This window comes from Paraburkholderia sp. A3BS-1L (assembly GCF_051125215.1).
Classification (GTDB): domain Bacteria; phylum Pseudomonadota; class Gammaproteobacteria; order Burkholderiales; family Burkholderiaceae; genus Paraburkholderia.
On sequence record NZ_CP120442.1, the window covers coordinates 560,337 to 585,147 of the forward strand.

The window sequence follows — 24,811 nt, forward strand, 5'->3', positions numbered from 1 at the left end:
TTTGAACGTAACGCGTGGTGGAATTCGGAGCGCGGTTCATTTTACGCCCAACGTTTGAGGACGCGGTCCGCTGCCCACGGCTCGCCCGCGAACAGGCCCGCGAACAGGCCCGCAAACAGGCCCGCAAACAGGCCTTGGCCCATGCAGGCCGGGTTCGGCACAATTGCGCTTCAATCTGTTTGCTATTCGGAGAGACATACCATGGGCAACCGCCTGAGCAAGATCGTCACGCGTACCGGCGACGACGGCACGACGGGCCTCGGCGACGGCAGCCGCGTGCGCAAGGACGACGCGCGCATCGCTGCGATCGGCGAGGTCGACGAACTGAATTCGCACATCGGCGTGCTGCTGTGCGAGACGCTGCCGGACGACGTGCGCGCCGCGCTCACGGACATCCAGCACGACCTGTTCGACCTGGGCGGCGAGCTGTGCATGCCCGGGCACACCATCGTCACGGACGCGCACCTCGAGCGCCTCGATGGCTGGCTGGCCGAGTACAACGCCACGCTGCCGCCGCTCAAGGAGTTCATCTTGCCGGGAGGCTCGCGCGCGGCGGCGCTCGCGCACGTCTGCCGCACCGTGTGCCGGCGCGCGGAGCGCATGATCGTCGCGCTCGGCGCGGCGCAGGACGCGAGCGCGGCGGGTGGGGCAGACGGGGCGGGGAAATCGGCCGCGCCGCTCGCGCAAACGCCGCGCCGCTATGTGAACCGGCTCTCCGACCTGATGTTCGTGCTCGCGCGCGTGCTCAACCGCGCGGCCGGCGGCGCCGATGTGCTCTGGCGTCACGACCGCGGCGCGGCGTCGGGTGAATCAGCGGATAAACCGGGCAGCGAGCCCGACACCGGCTCCAGCAAATAACGGGACCGACACGGGCGTGGAATACGGGCGGCCGGCCTGCAAAGCCGGACCGCCCATGCTGCCCGCATCCCGCCACGCGGAAAATGCTGTGGTGCGACAAAATGCCTGGGGCGGCGTATCTCATTAAACATGTATCGTAGTTGCATGTTTAACAAGGAGAAGCCTCAATGACTGCGCTTACCGCCGACCAGATCGCCCGCGTCAAGGCCACCGCGCCCGTATTCGCCGAACACGGCACCACCATCACGAAGCACTTCTACACGCGGATGTTCAATGCCCATCCGGAACTGAAGAACCTCTTCAACCAGACGCACCAGAAGAGCGGCAGCCAGCCCGAGACGCTCGCGCGCGCGGTCTATGCCTACGCCGCGAACATCGACAACCTCGGAGCGCTCGGCGGCGCGGTCTCGCACATCGCGAACAAGCATGCGAGCCTGAACATCCGTCCGGAGCACTATCCGATCGTCGGGCGGCATTTGCTGGGCGCGGTGGTGGACGTGCTGGGCGACGCCGTCGATCAACCCACGCTCGACGCGTGGGCGGTGGCTTACGAGCAGCTCGCGAACATCATGATCGGCGCCGAGGCGAAGCTCTACGAAGCCGCGCCGTGGAGCGGCTTCCGTCCGTTCAAGGTGATGCGCAAGCACGTCGAAAGCGACGAGATCACGTCGTTCTACCTCGCGCCCGCGGATGGCGCGCCCGCGGGCGGCTTCGAGCCCGGCCAGTACGTGAGCGTGACGCGCTATGTCGACAAGCTGGGCGTCGACCAGCCGCGCCAGTACAGCCTCTCCGACGCACCGCACGGCCGCTGGCTGCGCATCTCGGTCAAGCGCGAGGACGGCCGCGGCGAAGTCGAGCCGGGCCACGTCTCGAACCTGATGCATGACGGCGTGGAGGAAGGCGCGGTCGTGCACGTGAGCGCGCCGATGGGTGAATTCAAGCTCGATCGCAAGAAGGCCACGCCGGTCGTGCTGATGAGCGGCGGCGTGGGCATCACGCCGATGGCGTCGATGCTGGCCACGCTGCTGGCCGAGCGCAGCGAGCGCAAGGTGACCTTCGTGCACGCCTGCCGCAACCGTGACGTGCACGCGTTCGGCGAGTGGATGCGCCGCGCCGCGGCCGAGCATCCGAACGTGAAGGTCGCGGTGTTCTACGAAGAAGTGGGCGCACAGGACCGCGTGGGCATCGACTACGACTTCGAAGGCCGCGTCGAGCTCGATCGCATCGCCGCCGAAGCGATCCTGCCGGATGCCGATTACTACGTTTGCGGCCCGGTCGCGTTCATGCGCGCGCAGCGCGACGCGCTGGTCGCTCGCGGCGTCGATCCCGCGCGCATCTACACGGAGATCTTCGGTTCGGGCATGCTCGACTGAAGCACTGCGGCGCTCGCAGCCGCGTTTCCCGCGGACAAAAAAATGCCCCGGTGCAGTTCAGCGCCGGGGCATTTTTCGTTGCAGCGCGAAAAAGCGGCTCAGTTACCGCTGCCACGCGCGACGCGGCGCTGCTTGACCGCTTCGGCGAGCCCTTCGAGCACGCCCACGCTTTCGTCCCAGCCGATGCAGGCATCGGTGATGCTCTGGCCGTAGGTCAGCGCGCAGCCTTCCTTGAGATCCTGGCGGCCCGCCACGAGGTGCGACTCCACCATCACGCCGACGATGCGCTCGTCGCCCGCCGCGACCTGGCGGCCGATGTCGGCGCACACGGGGATCTGGTTCTCGTGCTTCTTCGAGCTGTTCGCGTGGCTCGCATCGATCATCAGGCGCGCGGCGAGGCCCGCCTTGCCGATGTCGCTGCACGCGACATCCACGCTTTGCGCGTCGTAGTTCGGCGTCTTGCCGCCGCGCAGGATCACGTGGCAGTCCTCGTTGCCGGCCGTCGAGACGATGGCCGAATGGCCGCCCTTCGTCACGGAGAGGAAATGGTGCGGCTGCGAGGCGGCCTTGATCGCGTCCACGGCGATCTTGACGTTGCCGTCGGTGCCGTTCTTGAAGCCGACCGGGCACGAGAGACCCGAGGCCAGTTCGCGGTGCACCTGCGACTCGGTCGTGCGCGCGCCGATCGCGCCCCACGAAACGAGGTCGGCGATGTACTGCGGGCTGATCATGTCGAGGTACTCGGTGCCCGCCGGCAGGCCGAGCTCGTTGATCGAGACGAGCAACTCGCGCGCGGTGCGCAGGCCGTCATTGATCTTGAAGCTGTTGTCCATGTACGGATCGTTGATGAGGCCCTTCCAGCCCACCGTCGTGCGCGGCTTTTCGAAGTACACGCGCATCACGATCTCGAGCTCGTTCTTGAAGCGCGTGCGCTGCTCCACGAGCTTGTTCGCGTATTCGAGCGCGGCCCTGGTGTCGTGAATCGAGCACGGCCCGATGATCACGATCAGGCGGTCGTCCATGCCGTGCAGGATGCGGTGCAGGGCGCGGCGCGACTCGAAGATCAGCGTGGAGGCGGCTTCCGAGCACGGGAATTCGCGGATCAGGTGAGCGGGCGGCGTGAGTTCCTTGAGTTCGCGGATGCGGACATCGTCGGTGTTGTGCGGGGGCATGGTCGTTTTCTCCTGATCCGGTGTGTAGCGTGCGTCGTGCTCGATGACGAAACTGTGGGGCGAAAAAAAACCGCCAGGCTTTGCTGGCGGTTTTTCGTGTATTCGGGTTCCTGCGCGTACTGTCAACCCTCTCGATCCGCCAGCGGTCTGAGATACCAAAAAAAGTAAAAATAAAACTTCGTGGCGAACATGGCGGATTCGGACTCGAAAACGTTCGTTACGTCGAAAAGGGTAAATGCCTTTATAACCCGAGCTTCTCGTGGCTGACAAGCTGGGCTGTGAAAAAATGCGGATGATCCGCGCACTGCCAGCGCTGGCTGCAGAAAATCCGCGCTGCGATGCGGTTTTTCCGCATCGCAGCGCATGAATCCTGCAGTTCTGGACGCTTAGACCGTGCCGCCCACCGTCATGCGATCGATGCGCAGCGTCGGCTGGCCCACGCCCACCGGCACGCTCTGGCCCTCCTTGCCGCACACGCCCACGCCCGAGTCGAGGCGCATGTCGTTGCCGATCATGCTCACGTACTTGAGCGATTCCGGGCCGCTGCCGATCAGCGTCGCGCCCTTCACGGGGTAGGTGATCTTGCCGTTCTCGATCATGTAGGCCTCGGAGGCCGAGAACACGAACTTGCCGTTGGTGATGTCGACCTGGCCGCCGCCGAAGTTCACGGCGTAGAGCCCGTTTTTGACCGAGGCGATGATCTCCTGCGGATCCTTGTCGCCGTTGAGCATGTAGGTGTTGGTCATGCGCGGCATCGGCAGCGCGGCGTACGACTCGCGGCGCGCGTTGCCGGTCACGGGCATCTTCATGAGGCGCGCGTTGAGCGAGTCCTGGATGTAGCCCTTGAGGATGCCGTCCTCGATCAGCGTCGTGCACTGCGTGGGATTGCCCTCGTCGTCGATGTTCAGCGACCCGCGGCGGTTGGGCAGCGTGCCGTCGTCGACCACGGTGACGCCCTTGGCCGCCACCCGCTCGCCGATGCGTCCCGCGAACGCCGACGAGCCCTTGCGGTTGAAGTCGCCCTCGAGCCCGTGGCCGATGGCTTCGTGCAGCAGCACGCCGGGCCAGCCCGGGCCGAGCACCACCGACATCGCACCAGCCGGGGCCGGACGCGCTTCCAGATTGACCAGCGCCGCGTGCACGGCATCGTCGACGTACTTCGAGAGCACCTCGTCGGTGAAATACGCGTAGTCGAAGCGACCGCCGCCGCCGCCGCTGCCGATCTCGCGGCGACCGTTCTGCTCGGCGATCACCGTGACCGAGACGCGCACCAGCGGGCGAATGTCGGCGGCGAGCGCGCCGTCGCTGCGCGCGACCAGCACCACGTCGTATTCGCCCGCGAGCGCGGCCATCACCTGGCTGATGCGCGGGTCGCGCCCGCGCGCCATCTGCTCGATGCGCTCGAGCAGCTTCACTTTCTCGGTGGCGTCGAGCGAGTTGAGCGGATCGGCGGGCAGGTAGAGGTCGCGGCCCGCGATGCCCTTGAGCGAGGTGGCCGCCTGGATCTTCTGCTTGCCGCCGCCGGCCTGCGCGATCGAGCGCGTGGCGATGGCGGCCTGGCGGATCGCCTCGGGCGAGAGGTCGTCGGAGTAGGCGAAGGCGGTGCGCTCGCCGGACACGGCGCGCACGCCCACGCCCTGGTCGATGCTGAAGCTGCCCGACTTGACGATGCCTTCTTCCAGGCTCCAGGCCTCGCTGCGCGTGGTCTGGAAGTAGAGGTCGGCGTAGTCGACGCGGTGCGTGAAAATCTCGCCGAGCGTGCGCGTGAGCACTGCCTCGTCGAGGCCGTAGGGCGTAAGGAGCAGGTCCTTCGCGGTCGCCAGATTGCGGATGCCGGGTTCGATGATGTTCATGCGCTCAGTTAGCAATCTCAGTTAGCGGTGTCTGTCAGAATAGGTTCGGGTGAAACGCCTTGAATTCAAGCGCCTCGTTTACGGTTCGTGGATGGCGTCTCAGGGGTGGCCCAGCACGCGATGCCGCCAGGCCGGCAGGCTTGCGCGCACGGCGGCCATGCGTTCCAGGTCGATGTCGCCGATCACCACGCCGGGGTTTTCGTCGCGCACGTCGACGATCTCGCCCCACGGGTCGATCAGCATGCTATGGCCCCATGTGCGGCGGCCGTTCTCGTGCTGGCCGCCTTGCGCCGCCGCGAGCACGTAGCACTGGTTCTCGACCGCGCGGGCGCGCAGCAGCGTCTCCCAGTGCGCGCGGCCCGTGGTGTAAGTGAACGCCGACGGCACCACCATCAGCGCGCAGTCGCCCATGCGCCGGTAAAGCTCGGGAAAGCGCAGATCGTAGCAGACCGACAGACCGACGCGGCCGAACGGCGCGTCGAAGGTGCGCACCTCGGCGCCGGGGCGGATCGTGCGCGCTTCGTCGAACGATTCGGCGCCTTTTTCGAAGCTGAAGAGGTGAATCTTGTCGTAGCGTGCGCGCTCCGCGCCGCTCGGATCGAACACGAGCGTGGTGTTCAGCACGCGGTTTTCTTCGGGCGCTTTCAGCGGCAGCGTGCCGCCGATGATCCAGACGCCGTGGCGCTTCGCGGCAGCGGCGAGAAAGCGCTGGATCGGGCCGTCTTCGTAAGGTTCGCGGATGGCGAGCTTGTCGGTGTCCTTGTGGCCCATGAAGCAGAAGTATTCCGGCAGCAGCACGAGGCGCGCGCCCTGACTGGCGGCCTCTCCGATCAGGCCCTCGGCGTCGGCCAGGTTGCGCTCGCGATCGGGCGTGCTGACCATCTGCAACGCGGCGACGCGAAACCGCGTGCTGCCAGAATCACTGAGACCACTGGGGACGTGCGTTGCGGGAGAGGGGGGATGGCTCATCGACGGCTCTTGAGAAGAGAGACGGGGGGTTCCGGTTGCGGTGCACGGCACGAAGGCGCGCGGCAAGCCACTGCGCCGCTCAATGCGCCGCCGCCGGAACCGGCGTATTCATCTTACCCTGATCGTCCGGCAGTCGCTCGACATGCGGTTTGGACCACGAACCCGTGATCGCATAGGTCCGCGCGAATGCCACTTCGACGGTATGCAGGAGCACGACATCGGCGATCAGCGCGCCAAGCCCGAAGAACGGGTTGATGATCGTCGCGGCGATCACGCCCGCGCCGGCGCTCACCGTGGGCACGACGTGCACACGCAGATCCTGGGTCTTGTGGGCGAGGTCGATGGTGCCGGCCATCTGCGCGCGGCCCGGCGCAGTCACGAGCTTGAAGTCGTCGGTGCGGCCGACGCCGTTCTGGATCTGTCCGGTGCCCGTCACGCTCGTGAACGGCAGGCCCGGCCCGAACAGGTCGTGGAAATCCATCTCGGGAAAGTGCGCGAAGCTTTGCAGGCTCAGCACCCCGAGCAGCGACGCCACTCCCTGATTGATCTTGAGAATCTGGCCATGGTGCAGGTCGAGCGCGAGGCTGCCTTCGAGCGTCGGATAGTCGAGCGCCGTCGGGCCGCCGCGCCACGCGAGCTTGCCGCTCAACGTGCCTTGGCCGCCCCTGACCACATGCGCGACGCCCGCGCGTTCGAGCAGCGAGCCCGCGTTCTTGAGGTCGAGGTGGAAGTCGAGCACGGTGCGGCGCGGCGTTTCACTCGCGCCGCCCGCGGTGTCGGCGGGGGGCGCTTCGTCGCCCACGGCTCGCCAGTTCTCGGTCGCGGTGAAGTGCGCGTCAGGGTTGGCGATGTCGAGGTTGTCGAGCTGCCAGACCGGCACGCCATTGTCGACGTAATTGTGGGCGCTCATCTGCAGGCGGCCGAAGTCGTGGTCGCGCACGATGAGCTGGTTCACGACGAGGTCGATCGACGGCATGTTCTGGGCGCGCTGCGACATGGCCTGGCCGAGCAGATCGTTCTCGGTCGCGGCGGGCACGACGAGGCGGGCGAGCTGCGCTTCGAGCGTGCCGGGCGAGCCCGCCACGGGGCCCGGCTTCCACGCGACGTGGCCCGAGACCTGATTCGACGCGACGTTGGCCTGCCATTGCTTGCCGGTGCGCGTGGCGCCCACGATCACGTTTTCCCAGTGACGCTTGAGCAGCGTGAGCATGCCGACGTGGACCGCGAAGCGCGAGGGCAGATAGGATGCGAACGCGCCGCCGGGGACGGGCGCGGTGGTTGGGCTTTCGGCGCTTGGGGCACTTGCGGCGCTTGCTGTCGATGCGGCTTGTGGCGCGCTTGTTGTGCTCGTTGCGCTTGCGGTGTTCCCGGCGCTCGCCGTTGTCTGCGATGCGGGTTGTGGCGGGCGGGCGTTTGCCGCCGCCTGCGATGCGGGCGGCGCCGCTGCAGCCGCGGCTTCGCTTGCTGCCGCGCTGCCGCGCAGCTCCTGCGCCACCCCGCGCCATGCGTCGGCGTTGAAGGTGGGCACGTCGACCACCGCGACCACGCCTTCGCTGGGCAGATCGGCGGGCCGGTTCATGGCGATCACGCCGCGCACCACGCCTGGCACGTGGCCCGGATTGCGGCGCAGCACGTAGCGCGCCGCGAGCGGCCCGAGCGTGAGATCGGCATGCTCGTACAGCGGGACGTCGGCGGCGGCCGTCGTCTCCGTGTCGCTGCCGTCGCCGGCGCCGGGCTGCAGCTCGAAGCGCAGCGGCATGGGCGCGCCCGCGGTCTTGCCGAATGGCGCGGGCAAGTCGATCGCGAGATCGGTCAGATCCGAGTGCGCCTTCACGTCGGGCAGATGGCCGCGCTCGCCCGCCACCGAGAGCGACCACGGCGCCGAGCCCGAAAAGCGGCCAAGCACCGCCGCCGCCGTGCCGTGCAGGTTCAGCCCGCGCGCCGCGTCGACGGCCACGTTGCCGGCCACGTTCACGTGATAGCGGCCGTCATCGCTCAGGCCGCCGTTCGCGCGCACCTCGCCGCCAAGGAAGCGTCCCGTGAGCCGCTCCACCTGCGCGCTGCGGTTCGTGAAGTGCACTTTGCCGGTGAGGCTGGACAGCGGCGGCACGTTATTGGCCGTGAGCGTGTCGTTCTCGAAGCCGATGGCGCCAGCCACCTTCACCGTGGGCATCGGCTTGCGCGGGATCGTGAGCTTGAGCGCGAGCGTGGCCGGCCCCTGCGCCTGCACCTTCTCGGTAGCGTGTTTCGACATCGCGCCGATCGAGCTGTTGTCCGCATAATCGAGCAGGTCCGCGAGCGGCCCGCGCCCCGCGCCCTCGATCACGATATCGGAGCCCTTGATGCCGAGTTCGTCGATGCGCCCGGTCACGTCGCGCAGCACGAAGTTGCGGTAATGACCGCGCGCGACGTCAAAGCGCAGCTTGTTCTCGTGAAGCTGGAACACGCCGTCGATGCCGTCGAACGCGGGCCAGACGTTCGGCGCGCCGTTGCGCAGCGTGCGCGGCGGAAACGGCGTCGGCTCGAAGCGCCCGTTCTGGAACGGCGCGACGATGCGGAACTGGCCCGCCTCCGGGTCGCGCGAGTAGGGGAATTTGGCGAGATCGCCATGGATCTCGATGGTCCCGCCTTTCGAGACCCCCGCCTGCAGCCCGTGGCCCAGATAGACGCGGGTCTTCTCAGGGATGCTGGTGGGCAGATAGCGCGCGATGGCCTTGACCTGCGCCGTATCGAATTTGGCGACGAGGTCGAGCGCGCCGCGTCCGTGGCCGGGGTTCGTGTAGTGCGCGGTCATGCTCGCGCGCGCGTCGGCGTTCTGCACGCCCAGCTCGCTCACGTTGACCGCGAACGCCTTGAGCTTGTCGCCGGGCTGGCGCTGCGCGGCGATCGTCCAGGTCATGGCGCCCCACAGGCGGTCGAACTTCAGGCGCGGATCGTCGAATACGCCCGGCAGCGTGAGCGTGCTTGCGGCCGTGTCGAGGTGTAGCGAGCCGCGCGATTCGTCGGCGTCGATTTTCCCCCAGAGGTTCTCGATGCCGGGCAGGCCCGCGCGCGGATGGCCGCGCGGCGTGAGGCCGGGCCCCGGCTCCTGGGCTGCCACGCTGATGCCTTGCAGGTCGCCCTTGAAGCGATAGTGGACGATGGGCTCGACGCTCTTGTCGCGCTGCTCGGCGGCCGCTTCGCCGCCCTCGGGGCTTGCGCGCTCCAGCGCGAGATCGTAATTGGCGATCACGCCTTGCGGATTGAAGCGCACGAGCGCGTTCTGCACGCGCCCCGGCAATGGCAGCGCGCGCATGAATTCGGCGAGGATGCCCAAATCGATGCGGTCGCCATTGACCGAAAGGAGCTGGCCGTGCTGCAGCGACTGCTGGCGCATATGTCCGTCCAGCGTCGCAAACGCGAGCGAGCGCGTGAGCGGCGTGCCGTCGTCGAGCGGCGGTTGCCCGAGCTCGGCATGGAAATCGCGCATTTGCAGGGTGTAGTCGCCGGGCTCGGCCGCGATGCGCCAACTGAATTGCGCGACCGGCAGGTCGAGGCGCGGCTGGGTCGCCTTCACGCGCAGCGCGATGTCGTTGCCGCTCAGCACGCCGTCGGCGGACTTGATGCGGCCCGCCTCGAAGTGCGCCCAGATTGCATTGTTGATGCGCCCGGCATAGGTCGTGAGCGGCAAGGCGATGTAGCGCGCCAGCGTGGGCAGGTCCACGGGGCCGGTCGAGACGTAGGCGTCGCCGTTCCAGTCGAGCGGCTTGCCCGCCTGCGCGTTGCGCGCGTGCCGGAAGTGCGCGCGGAAGTCGAGCGGCCCGTGCAGCACCGTGCCCTCGGCCGGCGCCTGCAGCGCGACGCGGTGGTCGTAGCCGTCGTTGAGGATGGCGAGGCGAATGTCCGAGAGCTTGAGCTCGGGCGCGTCGCGCGTGGCGTCGTGCCAGCGCAGCGTGCCGCCGCGCAGCACAATGGCCTGCTGGCGCATGAGCCAGGTCGTAAAGGTGGCGTTGCCCGTATGCGCCGTGGGCACCGGCACGCCGGCGACCGTGAGCATGCCGTCGTCCTCGCGCGCGATCAGCACGTCGGGGCGCTCGACCACGACGCTGGAGAGCAACAGCTCGAAGCTCACGAGCGAGCGCCACGAGACCGCGGCCGTTGCGTGCGGGACGTTCAGCGCGAGGTTGCCGTGGCGGTCGCGGATCGTCAGGCCCGCGACGTCGATGCCGGGCTGGAAGCCCGACCAGTGAGGCGAGAGCTTGCCGATGCGAAACTCGGCGTGGATCTTCTCGGAGACCAGCTTTTCGATGCGCGGACGAAAATCGTCCACGTAAGGCAGCACGACATAGCGCAGGCCGAGCAGCAGCACCGCGACGATGAAATAAAGGACGAGTGCGATGCCGGCCAGCACGCGGAACGTGTGGCGCAGGACAGGGTGATGGTGCTGTGAGCCCACGCCTGCATTTTCCCGGCTGGCATGTCCGGTTTGATGCTGGCCCGCGGGGTCGTTACGCTCGGACATGCTGCGGCGGGTGGGGTATGGTAGCGTTGCGTTCTGACGTCGAAATGTATCACAGGGGGCCATGGAGCCGGCCATCCGGGGAAGCCGGGATGGCCTGTCGCGCGCTGGTGCACGGGGTTTTTGGCACGGCGGCGGGGGCGGCTCACGCAATGCCGGTGTTGACCCATCCTCCACCCAACCCCCGCTCCACGAGCCGGGCAAAGATCCACCATGACTGACATTTCCCTTCTGAGTTCCCAATATTCGCGTTATGCGGCGCGTGCCTATGCGGCCCGCGCTGGCCTGGCCGATCAGGTTCAGGCGCTTGCGGCTGCGCCGCTCACGCGCGCGACGCTGTCCGCGCGGCTCGATGCGTTGTGCGACGAGGCGCGCGGCGGCCCGGCCAATGCGGATAATGCCACCCCCGTCGCCGCTGCGCCGCTCACCGACGAGCAGTTGAAGAAGGCGCTGCGCCAGTTGCGCGCCGAGGTAATCTGCGCGGTGATGGAGCGCGACCTCGCCGGCGCGGCCGATGTCGTCGAGGTCACCGGCGCCATGACCGATCTCGCTGAACTGACGATCCAGCGCGCGCTGGCGGTCGTGAGCGCGGACCTCGAGGCGGTCTTCGGCGAGCCGCGCGGGCCGAACGGCGAGCGCCTGACGCTGGGCGTGGTGGGCATGGGCAAGCTCGGCGGGCGCGAGCTCAATGTGTCGTCGGACATCGACCTGATCTTCGTCTACGAGGACGACGGCGAAACCACGGGCGGCCAGCGCTCGCCCATCGCCACCCAGGACTTCTTCGCGCGCGTGGGCAAGCGCCTCATCGGCGCGCTCTCCGACGTGACGGCGGACGGCTTCGTGTTTCGCGTCGACATGCGGCTGCGCCCCAACGGCGACTCGGGTCCGCTCGTATGCAGCCTCGGCATGCTCGAGGAGTACTTCTACGTACAGGGCCGCGAGTGGGAGCGCTATGCGTGGATCAAGGGGCGGCTCGTCTCGGAGACGTCGAGCGAAAGCGCGCTGCGGCTCGCCTCGCAGCTCGAAGGGCTCGTGAAGCCGTTCGTCTACCGGCGCTATCTGGACTTCGGCGTGATCAGCGCGATCCGCTCGCTGCACATGCAGATCCGCCATGAAGCGCAGCGCCGCGCCTCCATGCGCCCCGACAAGGCCGACGACATCAAGCTCGGGCGCGGCGGCATCCGCGAGATCGAGTTCAGCGCGCAGGTGTTCCAGTTGATTCGCGGCGGCCAGGACGCGGGCTTTCGGGTGCGCCCGACGCTCGCGGTGCTCGGCTACGCGGCGGCGCGCGGGCTGATCGCGCCCGAGGTCTGCGGCGAGCTCACGAGCGCCTATAACTTCCTGCGCGAGCTCGAACACCGGCTGCAATACCGCGATGACGCGCAGACCCACGCGATGCCCATCGATCCCGAAGAGCGCGTGGCGCTCGCGAAGTCGATGGGCTTTGATGACTACGCCGCGCTGATGGCGGTGCTCGATGCGCATCGCGAGAAGGTCGAGCGCCAGTTCGACCAGATTTTCTCCGACAAAGTGAGCGGCGACAGCGGCCGCGGCGTGCCCGGGGACGGCGCGGCCGCCTGGGTCTGGAGCGACGCGCTAACCGAAGAGGGCGCCGACGGCACGCTGCTCGAACGCCTCGCGGAACTCGGCATCGACGATCCCGCGCCGCTGCTCGCGCGCCTGCGCGGGCTGTGGCAGTCGTCGCGCTATACGGGGCTGCCCGAGAAAAGCCGCGAGCGCTTCGACAGCGTCGCGCAGCGCGCGCTCGAAGCGGCGCGCACGCTGGAGCCGCGCGAGCGGCGCGGCGACACGCTCGCGCGCATGTTCGATCTGCTCGAAGCCGTGATCCGGCGCGGCGCGTATCTCGCACTGCTCACCGAATATCCGGATGCGCTCAATCGTGTGCTCAAGGTGCTGGGCGCGTCGCGCTGGGCGGCGGGCTATCTGGTCCGCCATCCGCAACTGCTCGACGAGTTGCTCGACGACGAAGCGGTCGCCACACCGTTCGACTGGCCGGCGTTTTCGCGTCTGCTGCGCGCGCGCCTGGCGGCCGCTGCCGACGTCGAGCAGCAGATGGACCTGCTGCGCCACGCGCACCAGGCCGAGGTGTTCCGCATCCTGCTCAACGACCTCGCGGGCCGGCTGTCGGTCGAGCACGTGAGCGACCGGCTCTCCGAGCTCGCGGACGCGGTGCTCGACGTGACCATCGAAACCGTGTGGAAGCAGTTCGCGAAGCGCCACCGCGAGGTGCCGCGCTTCGCCGCGATCGCCTACGGCAAGCTCGGCGGCAAGGAACTGGGCTACGCGTCGGATCTCGATCTCATCTTCCTCTACGACGACGAGGACGAGCGCGCCTCGGAGATTTACGCGACGTTCGCGCGGCGGCTCATCACCTGGCTCACGACTTCCACGGGCGCGGGCACGCTGTTCGACGTCGATCTGCGCCTGCGGCCCAACGGCGAATCGGGGCTGCTGGTCACCGATCTCGGCTCGTTCCGGCGCTACCAGCTGCGCGAGGGCGACGCCGCAAATACCGCATGGGTGTGGGAGCACCAGGCGCTCACGCGCGCGCGTTTTTCGGCGGGCGACGCAGACATCGGCAATGCTTTCGAAGCGATTCGCGTGCAGGTGCTCACGACGCCGCGCGATGCGGCGCTGCTCGCCCAGGAGATCGTCGAAATGCGCCAGCGCGTGCAAGACGGCCACCCGAACCGCACCGAGCTATTCGATCTGAAACACGACCGCGGTGGCATGGTCGATATCGAATTCCTCGTGCAATATTGGGTGCTGCTGCACGCGGCGCAGGACCCCGAGCTGATCCGCAACACGGGCAATATTGCGCTCCTGCGCGAGGTCTCGCGCTTTGGGCTGATGAGCGAGGAGGAGGCCGACACGATCGGCTCGGCTTACCGGCTCTATCGCAAGCTCCAGCACCAGTTAAGGCTCGACGGCATGGAGGCGGCTCGCGTCGATTCCGCGCGGGTCGAGCGCGAGCGCCAAGCCGTGCTGGCGCTCTGGAAGCGGGTGTTTGGGGAGCTGGCTAAGGTCTCAAAAGACGATTAGCCAGGACGTCTTTCAAATCTCTTCGGATATCGACGACCAGGTGGATATTGACGGTTTGGTCGTCGATCTCGTAGATGATGCGGCACATGCCGCTGACGACTTGCCGATAGTTCGGAGTGCCGAGTTCGTCCAGTTCAGGTGGAATCGAGCCTTTTTGCGGAAAAGACTCGAGTTGCGCCACATCGCGCTTCATGCGCGCGAGTGCTTCGCGCCAGACCTGCCCGCCGAACCTGGTGACCAGATAGCGCCTGAGCTGTTGCAGATCGGTGCGAGCGGATTGAAGGAAGACGACCTTCATGCAAGGCCGTCGTCTTTGTCCATTTGCTCAAGTTCGGCGAACACCTCGCTCGCCGGGACAACCTGGCCTGCTTCGATTTCCTTGCGGCCCAAGGCGAGAATTTTCAGAAGCGCCAACGTCTGTTGCATGTCTTCGTAGGACTGAGCGTCCTGCACGACAACCTTGGCTTCACCATTCTGGGTGATAAGCATCGGCTCGCCGCTTTCGGCGATTTCGCGAATGATTTCCGCTGCGTGGCTCTTCAAATAGCTGATGGGCTTGACGTGGCTCGGCTTCATTTCCATTCCGGATATGGACTTTCCAAGACTGAATATAGTCCCAGATTCGGACTGAATGTGCGCGATATTCAGGGTTGCATCGGTCTGCCGGGACATAGCTCAAGCTGCCAGCATTTCCTTCGCGTGCCGCCGCGTGGTGGCCGTGATCTCCAGCCCGCCGAGCATGCGCGCGACTTCCTCCACGCGGCCCGGTCTGTCGAGCGGCGTGACGACCGAGACCGTGCCGCCGTTGCCGTCGCCGGACTTCGAGACCTGGAAGTGGTGATCGCCGCGCGCGGCAACCTGGGGCAGGTGCGTGACGCACAGCACCTGGCGCTGGCGGCCGAGCTGATGCAGCAAGCGCCCGACCACCTCGGCGACGCCGCCGCCGATGCCGGTGTCCACTTCGTCGAAGATCAGCGTGGGCGTGGGGCTCGCGGCGCTCGCGATCACGGCGAGTGCGAGGCTGATGCGCGCGAGTTCACCGCCCGAGGCGATCTTCGCGAGCGGGCGCAGCGGCACGCCCGCGTGGCCGGCCACGCGAAATTCGATCTGCTCGAGACCATGCGCGCCGCCGATCGGCTCGCCGTTCGCGCTGTTGCCGAGCGGCACCAGCGCGACCTCGAAGCTGCCGCCCGCCATCGACAATTCCTGCATGCCCTGCGTGACCGCCGCGCCAAGCGCCTTGGCGGCCTTCGCGCGCGACTTCGAAAGCGCGCGGGCCTCGGTGAGATACGCCTCGTGCGCCTTGTCGGCGGCCGCGCGCAGCACGTCGAGGTCGGAGGCGGCGTCGAGCGCCGCGAGCTGGGCGCGGCGCGCCGCGTGTTCCTCGGGCAGCGATTCGGCCTGCAGTCGGAACTTGCGTGCCGCCGAGTGCAGCGCGTCGAGCCGGTGCTCGACCTGCGCGAGCCGTTGCGGATCGAGATCGAGCCGTTGGGCGTAATGGGAGAGGGAGTAGGCCGCTTCCTGCAACTGGATCGCGGCGGGTTCGAGCGCGGCGAGCGCGTCGCCAAGCGCGGGATCGACTTCGGCGAGATCGCGCAGCTTCGAGAGGATCGAATTCAGATGCGAGATCATCGCCTCGTCGGATTCGGAGAGCGCGGCGAGCGCGCCTTGCACGCCTTCGATCAGATTCGCCGAATTCGCGAGCCGTACGTGCTCGGCGTTCACCTCTTCCCACTCGCCGGGCTGCGGGGCGAGTTTGTCGAGTTCGGCGAGTTGCCAGGCAAGGCGCTCGCGCTCGAGCTGGAGTTCCCGGTCGCGCGACATCGCGGTTTGCACGGCGAGGCGCGCGTCGCGGGCGGCGCGCCACGCGCGCGTGACGGCGGCAGCCGTGTCGACCAGGCCCGCGTGCGTGTCGAACAGCTCGCGCTGCGCGTCGGGGCGCATGAGCAGCTGATGCGCGTGCTGGCCATGGATGTCGACGAGGCGCTCGCCCACTTCGCGCAGCTGCGCGAGCGTGGCCGGCGTGCCGTTGATGAACGCGCGCGAGCGCCCGCCGCTGTCGACCACGCGGCGCAGCATCACGGTGTCCTCGCCGTCGGGCGTGGCGAGCGCCTGCTCGTCGAGCCACTGCGCCACGTGCGGCGGGGCGTCGAACTCGGCGGTGATGTCGGCGCGGCTTTCGCCCGTGCGCACCACGCCTGCGTCGGCGCGCGTGCCGAGCGTGAGCGCAAGGGCGTCGATCAGGATCGACTTGCCCGCGCCGGTTTCGCCGGAGAAAACGGAAAAGCCGTTGTCGAATTCGAGGTCGAGCGCGGCGACGATCACGAAGTCGCGGATCGAAAGATGGCGGAGCATGGCGGCGTCAGTCTTCCGGGTCGTCTTGCAGCGAGGGGTGTTCGTTCCAGTGCAGCTTCTGGCGCAGGGTCCGGAAATAGCTGTAGCCGACCGGGTGCAGGAAAGGCACGGTATGGCGCGAGCGGCGCACCTCGATTACGTCGTTGAGTTCGAGGGCCGTGAACGACTGCATGTCGAAGTTCACGTTGACGTCGCGTCCCGCGATGATCTGGATGCTGACCTTGCAGTCATCGGGCAGTACGATCGGGCGGTTCGAGAGCGCGTGCGGCGCAATCGGCACGAGCACGATGCCCTGCAACTGCGGATGCAGCAGCGGCCCCTGCGACGAGAGCGAATAGGCGGTCGAGCCTGTGGGCGTGGCGACGATCAGCCCGTCCGAGCGCTGGTTGTACATGAAGCGGCCGTCCACGTGCACGCGCAACTCCGCCATGCCTGAAACGCCGCTGCGGTTCACCACCACGTCGTTGAACGCAAGGGCGTGGTAGATCGGGTCGCCGCCGCGCGTAATGCGTGATTCGAGCAGCGAGCGCTCCTCGCGCTCGAAGCTGCCCGCGAGCAGTTGCGGCACGACTTCCTGCATGTCGGCGAACGGGATGTCGGTGATGAAGCCCAGACGCCCGTGGTTGATGCCGATGAGTGGTGTGCGGTAGGGCGCGAGCTGGCGGCCGGTGCCGAGCATCGTGCCGTCGCCGCCGAGCACCACGGCCACGTCCGCGCGCGCGCCAATTTCGGCGATCTGTAGCGCCGGATAGCCGGTGGCGCCGATCTGCTGGGCGGTGTGCGCTTCAAACACCACGTCGAAGCCGCGCTGCGAAATCGTGTGGGCGAGCGCCATCAGCGGCTCGCCGATGCCTTGCGTATTGCTGCGCCCGACGAGCGCAACCGTTTTGAACTGGCTCTGGATCTTCTGGATCTGCATGCCGGCATTACACCATAGTCGGGTCTCGAAAAGAACCTGGCAGCCCCTGCCCACGGGGCGTGGGCAGGGGCTGCGCCCCTTTTTTGCAGGCCGGCGTGACGCGGCGATGACAGACCGGCCAAAACAGTGCACAGGCTGCCACGGTTCCCGGGCGGCCCGGCCGCGGGCGCGAGCGCGGGCGGACTCGCCGCCAACCCGGCATTAGGCTAGAATTTTCAGTCATGCTAGACCCTCGCGCACAAACCCTCCTCAAAACGCTGATCGAGCGCTACATCGCCGAGGGTCAGCCGGTCGGCTCGCGCACGCTGTCGCGCTTTTCCGGCCTGGAGCTGAGCCCGGCGACGATCCGCAACGTGATGTCGGACCTCGAGGAGCTGGGGCTTGTGTCGAGCCCCCACACCTCGGCAGGGCGCGTGCCCACGCCGCGCGGCTATCGCCTGTTCGTCGACACCCTGCTCACTGTCGAGCCCTCGGCCGACGACGACGCGCTCACGCGGGCGGTCAAGACCACGCTGCGCCCCGGCGAGCCTCAGAAGGTGGTGGCGGCGGCGGCCAGCGTACTCTCGAATCTCTCGCAGTTCGCGGGCGTGGTGCTCACGCCACGGCGCACGCACGTGTTCAAGCAGGTCGAGTTCATGCGCCTGTCGGACAAGCGCATCCTGCTCATTATCGTGACGCCCGAAGGCGACGTGCAGAACCGCATCATGGCGACGCAGCGCGACTTCACGCCTTCCGAGCTCATCGAAGCCTCCAATTACATCAACGCGCACTTCGCCGGACTTTCGTTCGACGAGGTGCGGCGGCGCCTGCGCGAAGAGATCGACGCGCTGCGCGGCGACATGACCACGCTCATGCACGCCGCCGTGACCGCGAGCACCGACGAAACCGATACCGGCGAGACCGTGCTCATTTCCGGCGAGCGCAACCTGCTCGAAGTGGCCGATCTGTCGTCGGACATGGCGCGCCTGCGCAAGCTCTTCGACGTGTTCGACCAGAAAACGAGTCTCTTGCAGCTGCTCGATGTGTCGAGCCACGCCCAGGGCGTGCAGATCTTCATTGGCGGCGAGTCGACCCTCGTGCCGATCGAGGAAATGAGCGTGGTGACCGCGCCCTACGAAGTGAACGGCAAGATTGTCGGCACGCTCGGCGTGATCGGCCCGACGCGTATGGCCTACAACCGCGTGATTCCGATCGTGGACATCACCGCGCGCCTGCTCTCGCTCACGCTTAGCCAGAGCTGAAAGCGCTTGCCGCGCGGTTTGCCCGCGTTTCCCTTTGCACCGATCATCGCCCAAAGCCGGGCCGCGCGCCACTGGCCGAATGGCTAACGGTGGGGGTTTGGCGTGCGCCGCCGCGGTGCATCCCGCGCCTCGTGAGCGGGCTTTGGAGCCGGCCCGGCGTATCCAGTCACGCCCGCTATAATGCGCACTGGTGCAACCTTTGCCGCGCCTTGAAGCGCGGCGTCCCTGACCGCCTATGCGTTTCGACCTGGAGCGACCCCTGCAGTCAGCCGGTGCGCATCGCGTCGCGGTGCTGCTCATCAATCTGGGCACGCCCGACGCGCCCACGCCGCGCGCCGTGCGCCGCTATCTGGCGCAGTTCCTTTCCGATCCGCGCGTGGTCGAGATTCCCGCGCCCATCTGGCAGGTCATCCTGCGCGGGCTGATCCTGCCGTTTCGCAGCCGTTCGTCGGCGAAGAAGTACGCGGCGGTCTGGACGCCCGAAGGCTCCCCGCTGCGCGTGCACACGCAGAAGCAGGCCGACGGCTTGCGCCATCTGCTGCATCTGAACGACTACGCCGTGCTTGTGGACCATGCGATGCGCTACGGCACGCCCGACATCGCGGCGATGCTCAGCCAGCTCAAGCTCGCCGGCGCCGAGCGCATTTTGCTCATGCCGATGTATCCGCAATACTCGGCGTCGACCACGGCCACGGCTTTCGACGCCGCGTTCGCCAAGCTGCGGCGCATGCGCAACCAGCCGGAAATCCGCACGGTGCGCGCATACCACGACCATCCGGCTTATATCGGGGCGCTCGCGACTCAGGTGCGGGAGTACTGGCAGGCGCACGGCCGCCCCGACTTCGCGGCGGGAGATCGCCTCGTGCTGAGTTTTCACGGCGTGCCGAGCCGCACGCTCGATCTCGGCGACCCGTACCACGATCAATGCCAGCAGACGGCCTCGCTCCTCATGCATGCGCTCGAACTCACGCCGGTGGAATGCCGCGTCACGTTCCAGTCCCGCTTCGGGCGCGCGCAGTGGCTGCAGCCCTATACCGCGCCGACGCTCAAGGAGCTCGGACAGGGCGGCGTGCGTCGCGCCGACGTGTTCTGCCCTGGTTTTACGGCGGACTGCCTCGAGACCATCGAGGAAATCGGCATGGAGGTCCGCGACGAGTTCCTGCATGGCGGCGGCAAGGAGTTCCACCGTATTCCGTGCCTGAACGCGTCGCCTGCGTGGATCGCAGCGCTCGGCGAAATCGTTGCGCAGAACCTGCAGGGCTGGCCGGTGCGGGCGCCGGTTCCAGCCGGCGCGACGGCCTGAGCGCGGGACTTTAGCGGCGCTCAATCAGGAAGCATCCATGAATTACAAGATTTCGACCGAACCCGGCGCGCGTCTGCGCATCGACAAATGGCTTTGGGCCGCGCGCTTCTTCAAGACGCGCTCGCAGGCGTCGGACGCCATCGGCAAGGGCCGCGTGCGGATCGGCGGCGATGTCGTGAAGGCTTCCCGGGACGTGCGCGTAGGCGACTTCGTGAAGATCGAGATCGATCACGCGGTATGGGAGGTGCAGGTGCTCGGCATCTGCGAGGTGCGCGGCCCGGCGAGCATCGCCCAGACGCTCTATGCGGAGACAGAGGCCGGCCGCGCGCAGCGCACGGCCGAACAGGAGCGCAGGCGGCTCTTTCGCGAGCCCGCCGCCGTGCTGCACGGCAGGCCCACCAAGCGCGACCGTCGCACTATCGACAAACTTTCGCGTGAGGATTGAAGAGCGCCTCCATTGTGGCGTGAACGCCCCCGTATTCCGTCGTATTGTCGTTCACGACGCCGGACATGCAGATGGTGGTGGTCCCGGCGATGAGTACCAACGCGACCACCGAGATGGCAAAGGTCAGTTTCACGGTACTCCCCCAAGGGAAGAAAAGCTGCAAAACGGCCAATACATGGGCCACAGACGCAACAGCAGGGCCCCATCAGTGCGGTGCCGGACTCAGGGTAAATGCCCTGTGAGCAGCACCTGTTCCTGAGTGTAGGCCAGGGTTGCCCCGTACTCAATTTCATTGTTGCGGCACTGCAGTAATGGTTGTAACGAGCGATTTCGGCGGTTTGATCCATGGATAAAAAAACCGCGCGACGCCCTTGAAATAAATGATCCGGCACCCACGTGCTGTCGCGATGGACAAGGCGGCTGTAGCGTTGGCGCAACGCTCGCCGGCGCAGCAAACGAGCTGGCCGGAACGGTCCGCGCCTTGTTTCCCCTTTTACTATTCAACGACGTTCAGCGACATGGAAAACACGCAAGAGAACCCGACGAGCCAGAACCCCACGCCCGCGGACGAGGCGTCGCAAGCCGCTGCTCAGCAGCAACAATCTGCGGCCGAAGGCGCCGCGCAGGCGCCCGAAGGCGACGCGCAAGCAGCGCTGGCAGAGGCCCAGGCGAAGGTCGCCGAGCTGCAGGATGCATTCATCCGCGCCAAGGCCGAGACGGAGAACGTCCGCCGCCGCGGTCAGGAAGACGTTGCCAAGGCGCACAAGTTCGCCATCGAGAGCTTCGCCGAGCATCTGCTGCCGGTCATGGACAGCCTCGAAGCCGCGCTGGCGCATGGTTCGGACGACCTCGCGAAGGTCAACGAAGGCGTCGAGCTGACGCTCAAGCAACTGATCGGCGCGCTCGAGAAGGGCAAGGTAATGCAGATCAACCCGGTGGGCGAGAAGTTCGACCCGCATCGCCATCAGGCCATCTCGATGGTGCCCTCGGAGCAGGAGGCGAACACGGTCGTCGCGGTGCTGCAAAAAGGTTATGTGATTGCCGACCGCGTGCTGCGCCCGGCGCTGGTCACGGTTTCGCAGCCGAAGTAAGGCGTCTGCCGGTCGATTCGCCGTTGTTTTGTAAGGCGTTGGAAAGTCTGGGCGGCGCTGTTTCGAGCGACACGCCGCCGATCGAAAAAAATTAACGAATTCATAGCCCAAAGCTCTTGAAAACATCCTTGCGGCACCTATTTGGGCAACAGTGAACTGAAACAAACCGAATTGAGCTGAGGCGAACGCCCCCGCACCGCGCGAGACGCGGCGAACGCACAGCGATCAAAATCTGGAGAATTGACAAAATGGGCAAAATCATCGGCATCGACCTCGGCACCACCAATTCGTGTGTGGCGCTGATGGAAGGCAATCAGGTCAAGGTGATCGAGAACTCGGAAGGCGCTCGCACGACGCCGTCGATCATCGCTTACATGGACGACAACGAAGTGCTGGTCGGCGCGCCGGCCAAGCGTCAGTCGGTCACGAACCCGAAGAACACGCTGTACGCGGTCAAGCGCCTGATCGGCCGCCGCTTCGACGAGAAGGAAGTGCAGAAGGACATCAACCTGATGCCCTACAAGATCGTCAAGCACGACAACGGCGACGCATGGGTCCAGGCGCATGGCAACAATCTCGCGCCGTCGCAGGTGTCGGCCGAAGTGCTGCGCAAGATGAAGAAGACCGCTGAAGACTACCTCGGCGAGCCGGTCACCGAAGCCGTGATCACGGTTCCCGCGTACTTCAACGACAGCCAGCGTCAGGCCACCAAGGACGCCGGCCGCATCGCCGGTCTGGAAGTCAAGCGCATCATCAACGAACCGACCGCGGCTGCGCTCGCGTTCGGTCTGGACAAGGCTGAAAAGGGCGACCGCAAGATCGCCGTGTTCGACCTGGGCGGCGGCACGTTCGACATCTCGATCATCGAGATCGCGGACGTTGACGGCGAAATGCAGTTCGAAGTGCTCTCGACTAACGGCGACACGTTCCTCGGCGGCGAAGACTTCGACCAGCGCATCATCGACTACATCATCAGCGAGTTCAAGAAGGAGCAGGGCGTCGACCTCTCGAAGGACGTGCTCGCGCTGCAGCGCCTGAAGGAAGCTGCCGAAAAGGCCAAGATCGAACTGTCGTCGGGCCAGCAGACCGAAATTAACCTGCCGTACATCACGGCGGATGCCTCGGGTCCGAAGCACTTGAACCTCAAGATCACGCGCGCCAAGCTCGAAGCGCTGGTCGAAGACCTGATCGAGCGCACCATCGAGCCGTGCCGCGTGGCGATCAAGGACGCGGGCGTGAAGGTCGGCGACATCGACGACGTGATTCTCGTCGGCGGCCAGACGCGTATGCCGAAGGTGCAGGAGAAGGTCAAGGAGTTCTTCGGCAAGGATCCGCGCCGTGACGTGAACCCGGACGAAGCCGTGGCCGTGGGTGCTGCGATTCAGGGCCAGGTTCTCTCGGGCGACCGCAAGGACGTGCTGCTCCTCGACGTCACCCCGCTCTCGCTCGGTATCGAGACGCTCGGCGGCGTGATGACGAAGATGATCAACAAGAACACCACGATTCCGACCAAGCACGCACAGGTCTACTCGACGGCCGACGACAACCAGGGCGCCGTGACGATCAAGGTGTTCCAGGGCGAACGCGAAATGGCGGCTGGCAACAAGCTGCTGGGCGAGTTCAACCTCGAAGGCATTCCGCCCGCACCGCGCGGCGTGCCGCAGATCGAAGTGAGCTTCGACATCGACGCGAACGGCATTCTGCACGTCGGCGCGAAGGACAAGGCGACCGGCAAGGAAAACCGCATCACCATCAAGGCGAACTCGGGCCTGTCGGAAGCCGAAATCGAGAAGATGGTGAAGGACGCCGAAGCGAACGCGGAAGAAGATCACCGTCTGCGTGAGCTGGCCGACGCACGCAACCAGGGCGACGCGCTGGTTCACAGCACGAAGAAGGCCGTGGCCGAGTACGGTGACAAGATCGACGCCAGCGAGAAGGAAAAGATCGAAGCCGCGCTGAAGGAACTCGAAGACACGCTGAAGGACACGTCGGCCGACAAGGCGACGATCGAAGCGAAGGTCGAGGCGCTGTCGGCAGCATCGCAGAAGCTCGGCGAGAAGATGTACGCCGACATGCAGGCGGCGCAAGGCGCGGCGGGTGCGGCTGCAGGTGCCGCGGGCGCCGAAGCCAACCCGCAGCATGCCGCCGAAGACGTGGTCGACGCCGAGTTCAAGGAAGTCAAGAAGGACTAATTCTGCTCGTTCAGGGCCAGGGCATCCGGCGCGCTTCGCGCCGGATGCTTCGATCAGCGGCCCGGATCGAAAAGACTGAGCCGACCCAAGCCCGGCCGCATCGGTTACGATGCGCTTCGGCATTGCATCGCCTGGCGGGCCTTTAGGCTCTCCGGGCACATTTGTTTTATGGAGGCCGTTCTCTTGCAGGGGCCGCCGGGGCGCGAAAGCGCCCGCGCGCGGAAGGTGCGAAGGAGCGGCAAACGGGTCACGAGATCCAGCATTCAAGAGGAGCCGGCGCGTGCCGCGAGGCACGCGGCCGGCGTTGAACCGATATGGCGAAACGGGATTACTACGAGGTTCTGGGCATCGCGAAGAACGCGAGCGACGACGAAATCAAGAAGGCGTATCGCAAGCTTGCGATGAAGTATCACCCCGACCGCAATCCGGACAGCAAGGATGCGGAAGAGCATTTCAAGGAGGTGAAAGAAGCCTACGAGATGCTGTCGGACTCGCAAAAGCGCGCGGCTTACGACCAGTACGGTCATGCGGGTGTCGATCCCAACATGGGCGGCGCGGGTGCGCAGGGCTTCGGCGGTTTCGCGGACGCTTTCGGTGACATCTTCGGCGATATTTTCGGCCAGGCGGCCGGCGGTGGCCGTGGCGCGCGCGGCGGCCCGCAGGTGTATCGCGGCGCGGACCTGCGCTACAGCATGGAAATCACGCTGGAGCAGGCGGCGCACGGCTACGAGACGCAAATTCGCGTGCCGGGCTGGAGCAGCTGCGACGTCTGCCACGGCTCGGGCGCGAAGCCCGGCACCAAGCCTGAATCCTGTCCGACCTGTCACGGTTCGGGTCAGGTGCGCATGTCGCAGGGCTTCTTCAGCATCCAGCAGACCTGCCCGAAGTGCCACGGCACGGGCTCCTATATTCCCGAGCCTTGCACGAACTGCCACGGCGCGGGCAAGGTGAAGGAAACCAAGACGCTCGAAGTGAAGATTCCGGCGGGCATCGACGACGGCATGCGCATTCGCTCGGCCGGCAACGGCGAGCCGGGCATCAACGGTGGGCCGTCGGGCGATCTCTATGTCGAGATCCACATCAAGCAGCACGCGGTCTTCGAGCGCGACGGCGACGACCTCCATTGCCAGATGCCGATTCCGTTCACCACGGCGGCGCTCGGCGGCGAGATCGAAGTGCCGACGCTGGCAGGCCGCGCGAGCTTCACGGTGCCCGAGGGCACGCAGTCGGGCAAGACTTTCCGTCTGCGCGGCAAGGGCATCAAGGGCCTGCGTTCGAGCATCGCCGGCGATCTGTACGTGCATGTGCAGGTCGAAACGCCGGTCAAGCTCACCGAGCCGCAACGCGATTTGCTCCAGCAGTTCGAGAAGTCGCTCGTGGAAGGTGGCTCGCGCCACAGTCCGCAGAGCAAGAGCTGGTTCGACCGCGTAAAGAGCTTCTTCGATTAATGCACGCGTCGGGATTTCGTGCGGTAGCAGG

17 protein-coding genes are annotated in these 24,811 nt (G+C 66.5%); 9 read left to right on the forward strand and 8 right to left on the reverse strand.

From position 1 onward, the window contains the following. Window positions 1–201: 201 nt before the first annotated feature. Together P5W99_RS02545 and hmpA are read left to right on the forward strand one after the other, a co-directional pair. On the forward strand, window positions 202–858 hold the full coding sequence (locus P5W99_RS02545; protein WP_421042518.1) for a cob(I)yrinic acid a,c-diamide adenosyltransferase: 657 nt from the start codon (window positions 202–204) through the stop codon (window positions 856–858). A gap of 167 nt (window positions 859–1,025) precedes the next feature. Further along, window positions 1,026–2,231, forward strand: a complete 1,206-nt coding sequence (hmpA, locus tag P5W99_RS02550; RefSeq protein ID WP_434661654.1) for an NO-inducible flavohemoprotein — start codon at window positions 1,026–1,028, stop codon at window positions 2,229–2,231. Between the two features lie 98 nt (window positions 2,232–2,329). Here the strand turns inward: hmpA and aroG are convergent, their stop codons facing one another. From aroG to P5W99_RS02570, 4 genes are all read right to left on the reverse strand, one after another. Further along, the gene (aroG, locus tag P5W99_RS02555; protein ID WP_434661655.1) at window positions 2,330–3,403 is read right to left on the reverse strand and encodes a 3-deoxy-7-phosphoheptulonate synthase AroG; all 1,074 of its coding nucleotides are present in this window, start codon (window positions 3,401–3,403) and stop codon (window positions 2,330–2,332) included. 386 nt (window positions 3,404–3,789) lie between these two features. Continuing rightward, window positions 3,790–5,256 (reverse strand): metalloprotease TldD, encoded by a 1,467-nt coding sequence (gene tldD / locus P5W99_RS02560; protein ID WP_421023072.1) that lies wholly within the window; start codon window positions 5,254–5,256, stop codon window positions 3,790–3,792. A gap of 99 nt (window positions 5,257–5,355) precedes the next feature. After that, on the reverse strand, window positions 5,356–6,225 hold the full coding sequence (locus P5W99_RS02565; RefSeq protein WP_434661657.1) for a carbon-nitrogen hydrolase family protein: 870 nt from the start codon (window positions 6,223–6,225) through the stop codon (window positions 5,356–5,358). Between the two features lie 79 nt (window positions 6,226–6,304). Beyond that, window positions 6,305–10,726, reverse strand: a complete 4,422-nt coding sequence (locus P5W99_RS02570) for a YhdP family phospholipid transporter (protein WP_434661659.1) — start codon at window positions 10,724–10,726, stop codon at window positions 6,305–6,307. A gap of 210 nt (window positions 10,727–10,936) precedes the next feature. Here P5W99_RS02570 and glnE point away from each other — a divergent pair, with 210 nt between their 5' ends. Beyond that, on the forward strand, window positions 10,937–13,786 hold the full coding sequence (gene glnE / locus P5W99_RS02575) for a bifunctional [glutamate--ammonia ligase]-adenylyl-L-tyrosine phosphorylase/[glutamate--ammonia-ligase] adenylyltransferase (protein WP_434661661.1): 2,850 nt from the start codon (window positions 10,937–10,939) through the stop codon (window positions 13,784–13,786). Here glnE and P5W99_RS02580 read toward each other — a convergent pair. From P5W99_RS02580 to P5W99_RS02595, 4 genes are all read right to left on the reverse strand, one after another. Beyond that, complete coding sequence (locus tag P5W99_RS02580) at window positions 13,764–14,084, reverse strand: type II toxin-antitoxin system RelE/ParE family toxin (RefSeq protein WP_421042512.1); 321 nt, start codon at window positions 14,082–14,084, stop codon at window positions 13,764–13,766. The genes glnE and P5W99_RS02580 overlap by 23 nt on opposite strands. After that, window positions 14,081–14,362 carry a type II toxin-antitoxin system Phd/YefM family antitoxin gene (locus P5W99_RS02585; RefSeq protein WP_421042511.1) on the reverse strand — a complete coding sequence of 94 codons (282 nt, stop codon included), beginning with the start codon at window positions 14,360–14,362 and terminating at the stop codon, window positions 14,081–14,083. Before P5W99_RS02585 ends, P5W99_RS02580 begins: the two co-directional genes overlap by 4 nt. Before the next feature lie 99 nt (window positions 14,363–14,461). Next, window positions 14,462–16,141 (reverse strand): DNA repair protein RecN, encoded by a 1,680-nt coding sequence (gene recN / locus P5W99_RS02590; RefSeq protein WP_434661662.1) that lies wholly within the window; start codon window positions 16,139–16,141, stop codon window positions 14,462–14,464. Window positions 16,142–16,148: 7 nt separating this feature from the next. Beyond that, window positions 16,149–17,060, reverse strand: a complete 912-nt coding sequence (locus tag P5W99_RS02595; protein WP_421023078.1) for an NAD kinase — start codon at window positions 17,058–17,060, stop codon at window positions 16,149–16,151. A 221-nt stretch (window positions 17,061–17,281) separates the two neighbouring features. On the opposite strand from P5W99_RS02595, the gene hrcA reads away from it, so the two are divergent. From hrcA to dnaJ, 6 genes are all read left to right on the forward strand, one after another. Further along, a complete protein-coding gene (gene hrcA, locus P5W99_RS02600) occupies window positions 17,282–18,301 on the forward strand; it encodes a heat-inducible transcriptional repressor HrcA (protein WP_421042509.1) in 1,020 nt (339 codons plus the stop codon). A 235-nt stretch (window positions 18,302–18,536) separates the two neighbouring features. After that, window positions 18,537–19,604: a ferrochelatase gene (gene hemH / locus P5W99_RS02605; RefSeq protein WP_421042508.1), complete on the forward strand. Its 1,068-nt coding sequence runs from the start codon at window positions 18,537–18,539 to the stop codon at window positions 19,602–19,604. Between the two features lie 37 nt (window positions 19,605–19,641). Further along, the gene (locus P5W99_RS02610; RefSeq protein ID WP_421044412.1) at window positions 19,642–20,049 is read left to right on the forward strand and encodes an RNA-binding S4 domain-containing protein; all 408 of its coding nucleotides are present in this window, start codon (window positions 19,642–19,644) and stop codon (window positions 20,047–20,049) included. Window positions 20,050–20,567: 518 nt separating this feature from the next. Beyond that, on the forward strand, window positions 20,568–21,140 hold the full coding sequence (gene grpE, locus P5W99_RS02615; RefSeq protein ID WP_421042506.1) for a nucleotide exchange factor GrpE: 573 nt from the start codon (window positions 20,568–20,570) through the stop codon (window positions 21,138–21,140). Between the two features lie 248 nt (window positions 21,141–21,388). Next, entirely contained in the window at window positions 21,389–23,332 is a 1,944-nt protein-coding gene (dnaK, locus tag P5W99_RS02620; RefSeq protein WP_434661665.1) for a molecular chaperone DnaK, read from the forward strand. Between the two features lie 314 nt (window positions 23,333–23,646). Further along, entirely contained in the window at window positions 23,647–24,780 is a 1,134-nt protein-coding gene (dnaJ, locus tag P5W99_RS02625; RefSeq protein WP_421023084.1) for a molecular chaperone DnaJ, read from the forward strand. Window positions 24,781–24,811: the final 31 nt, after the last annotated feature.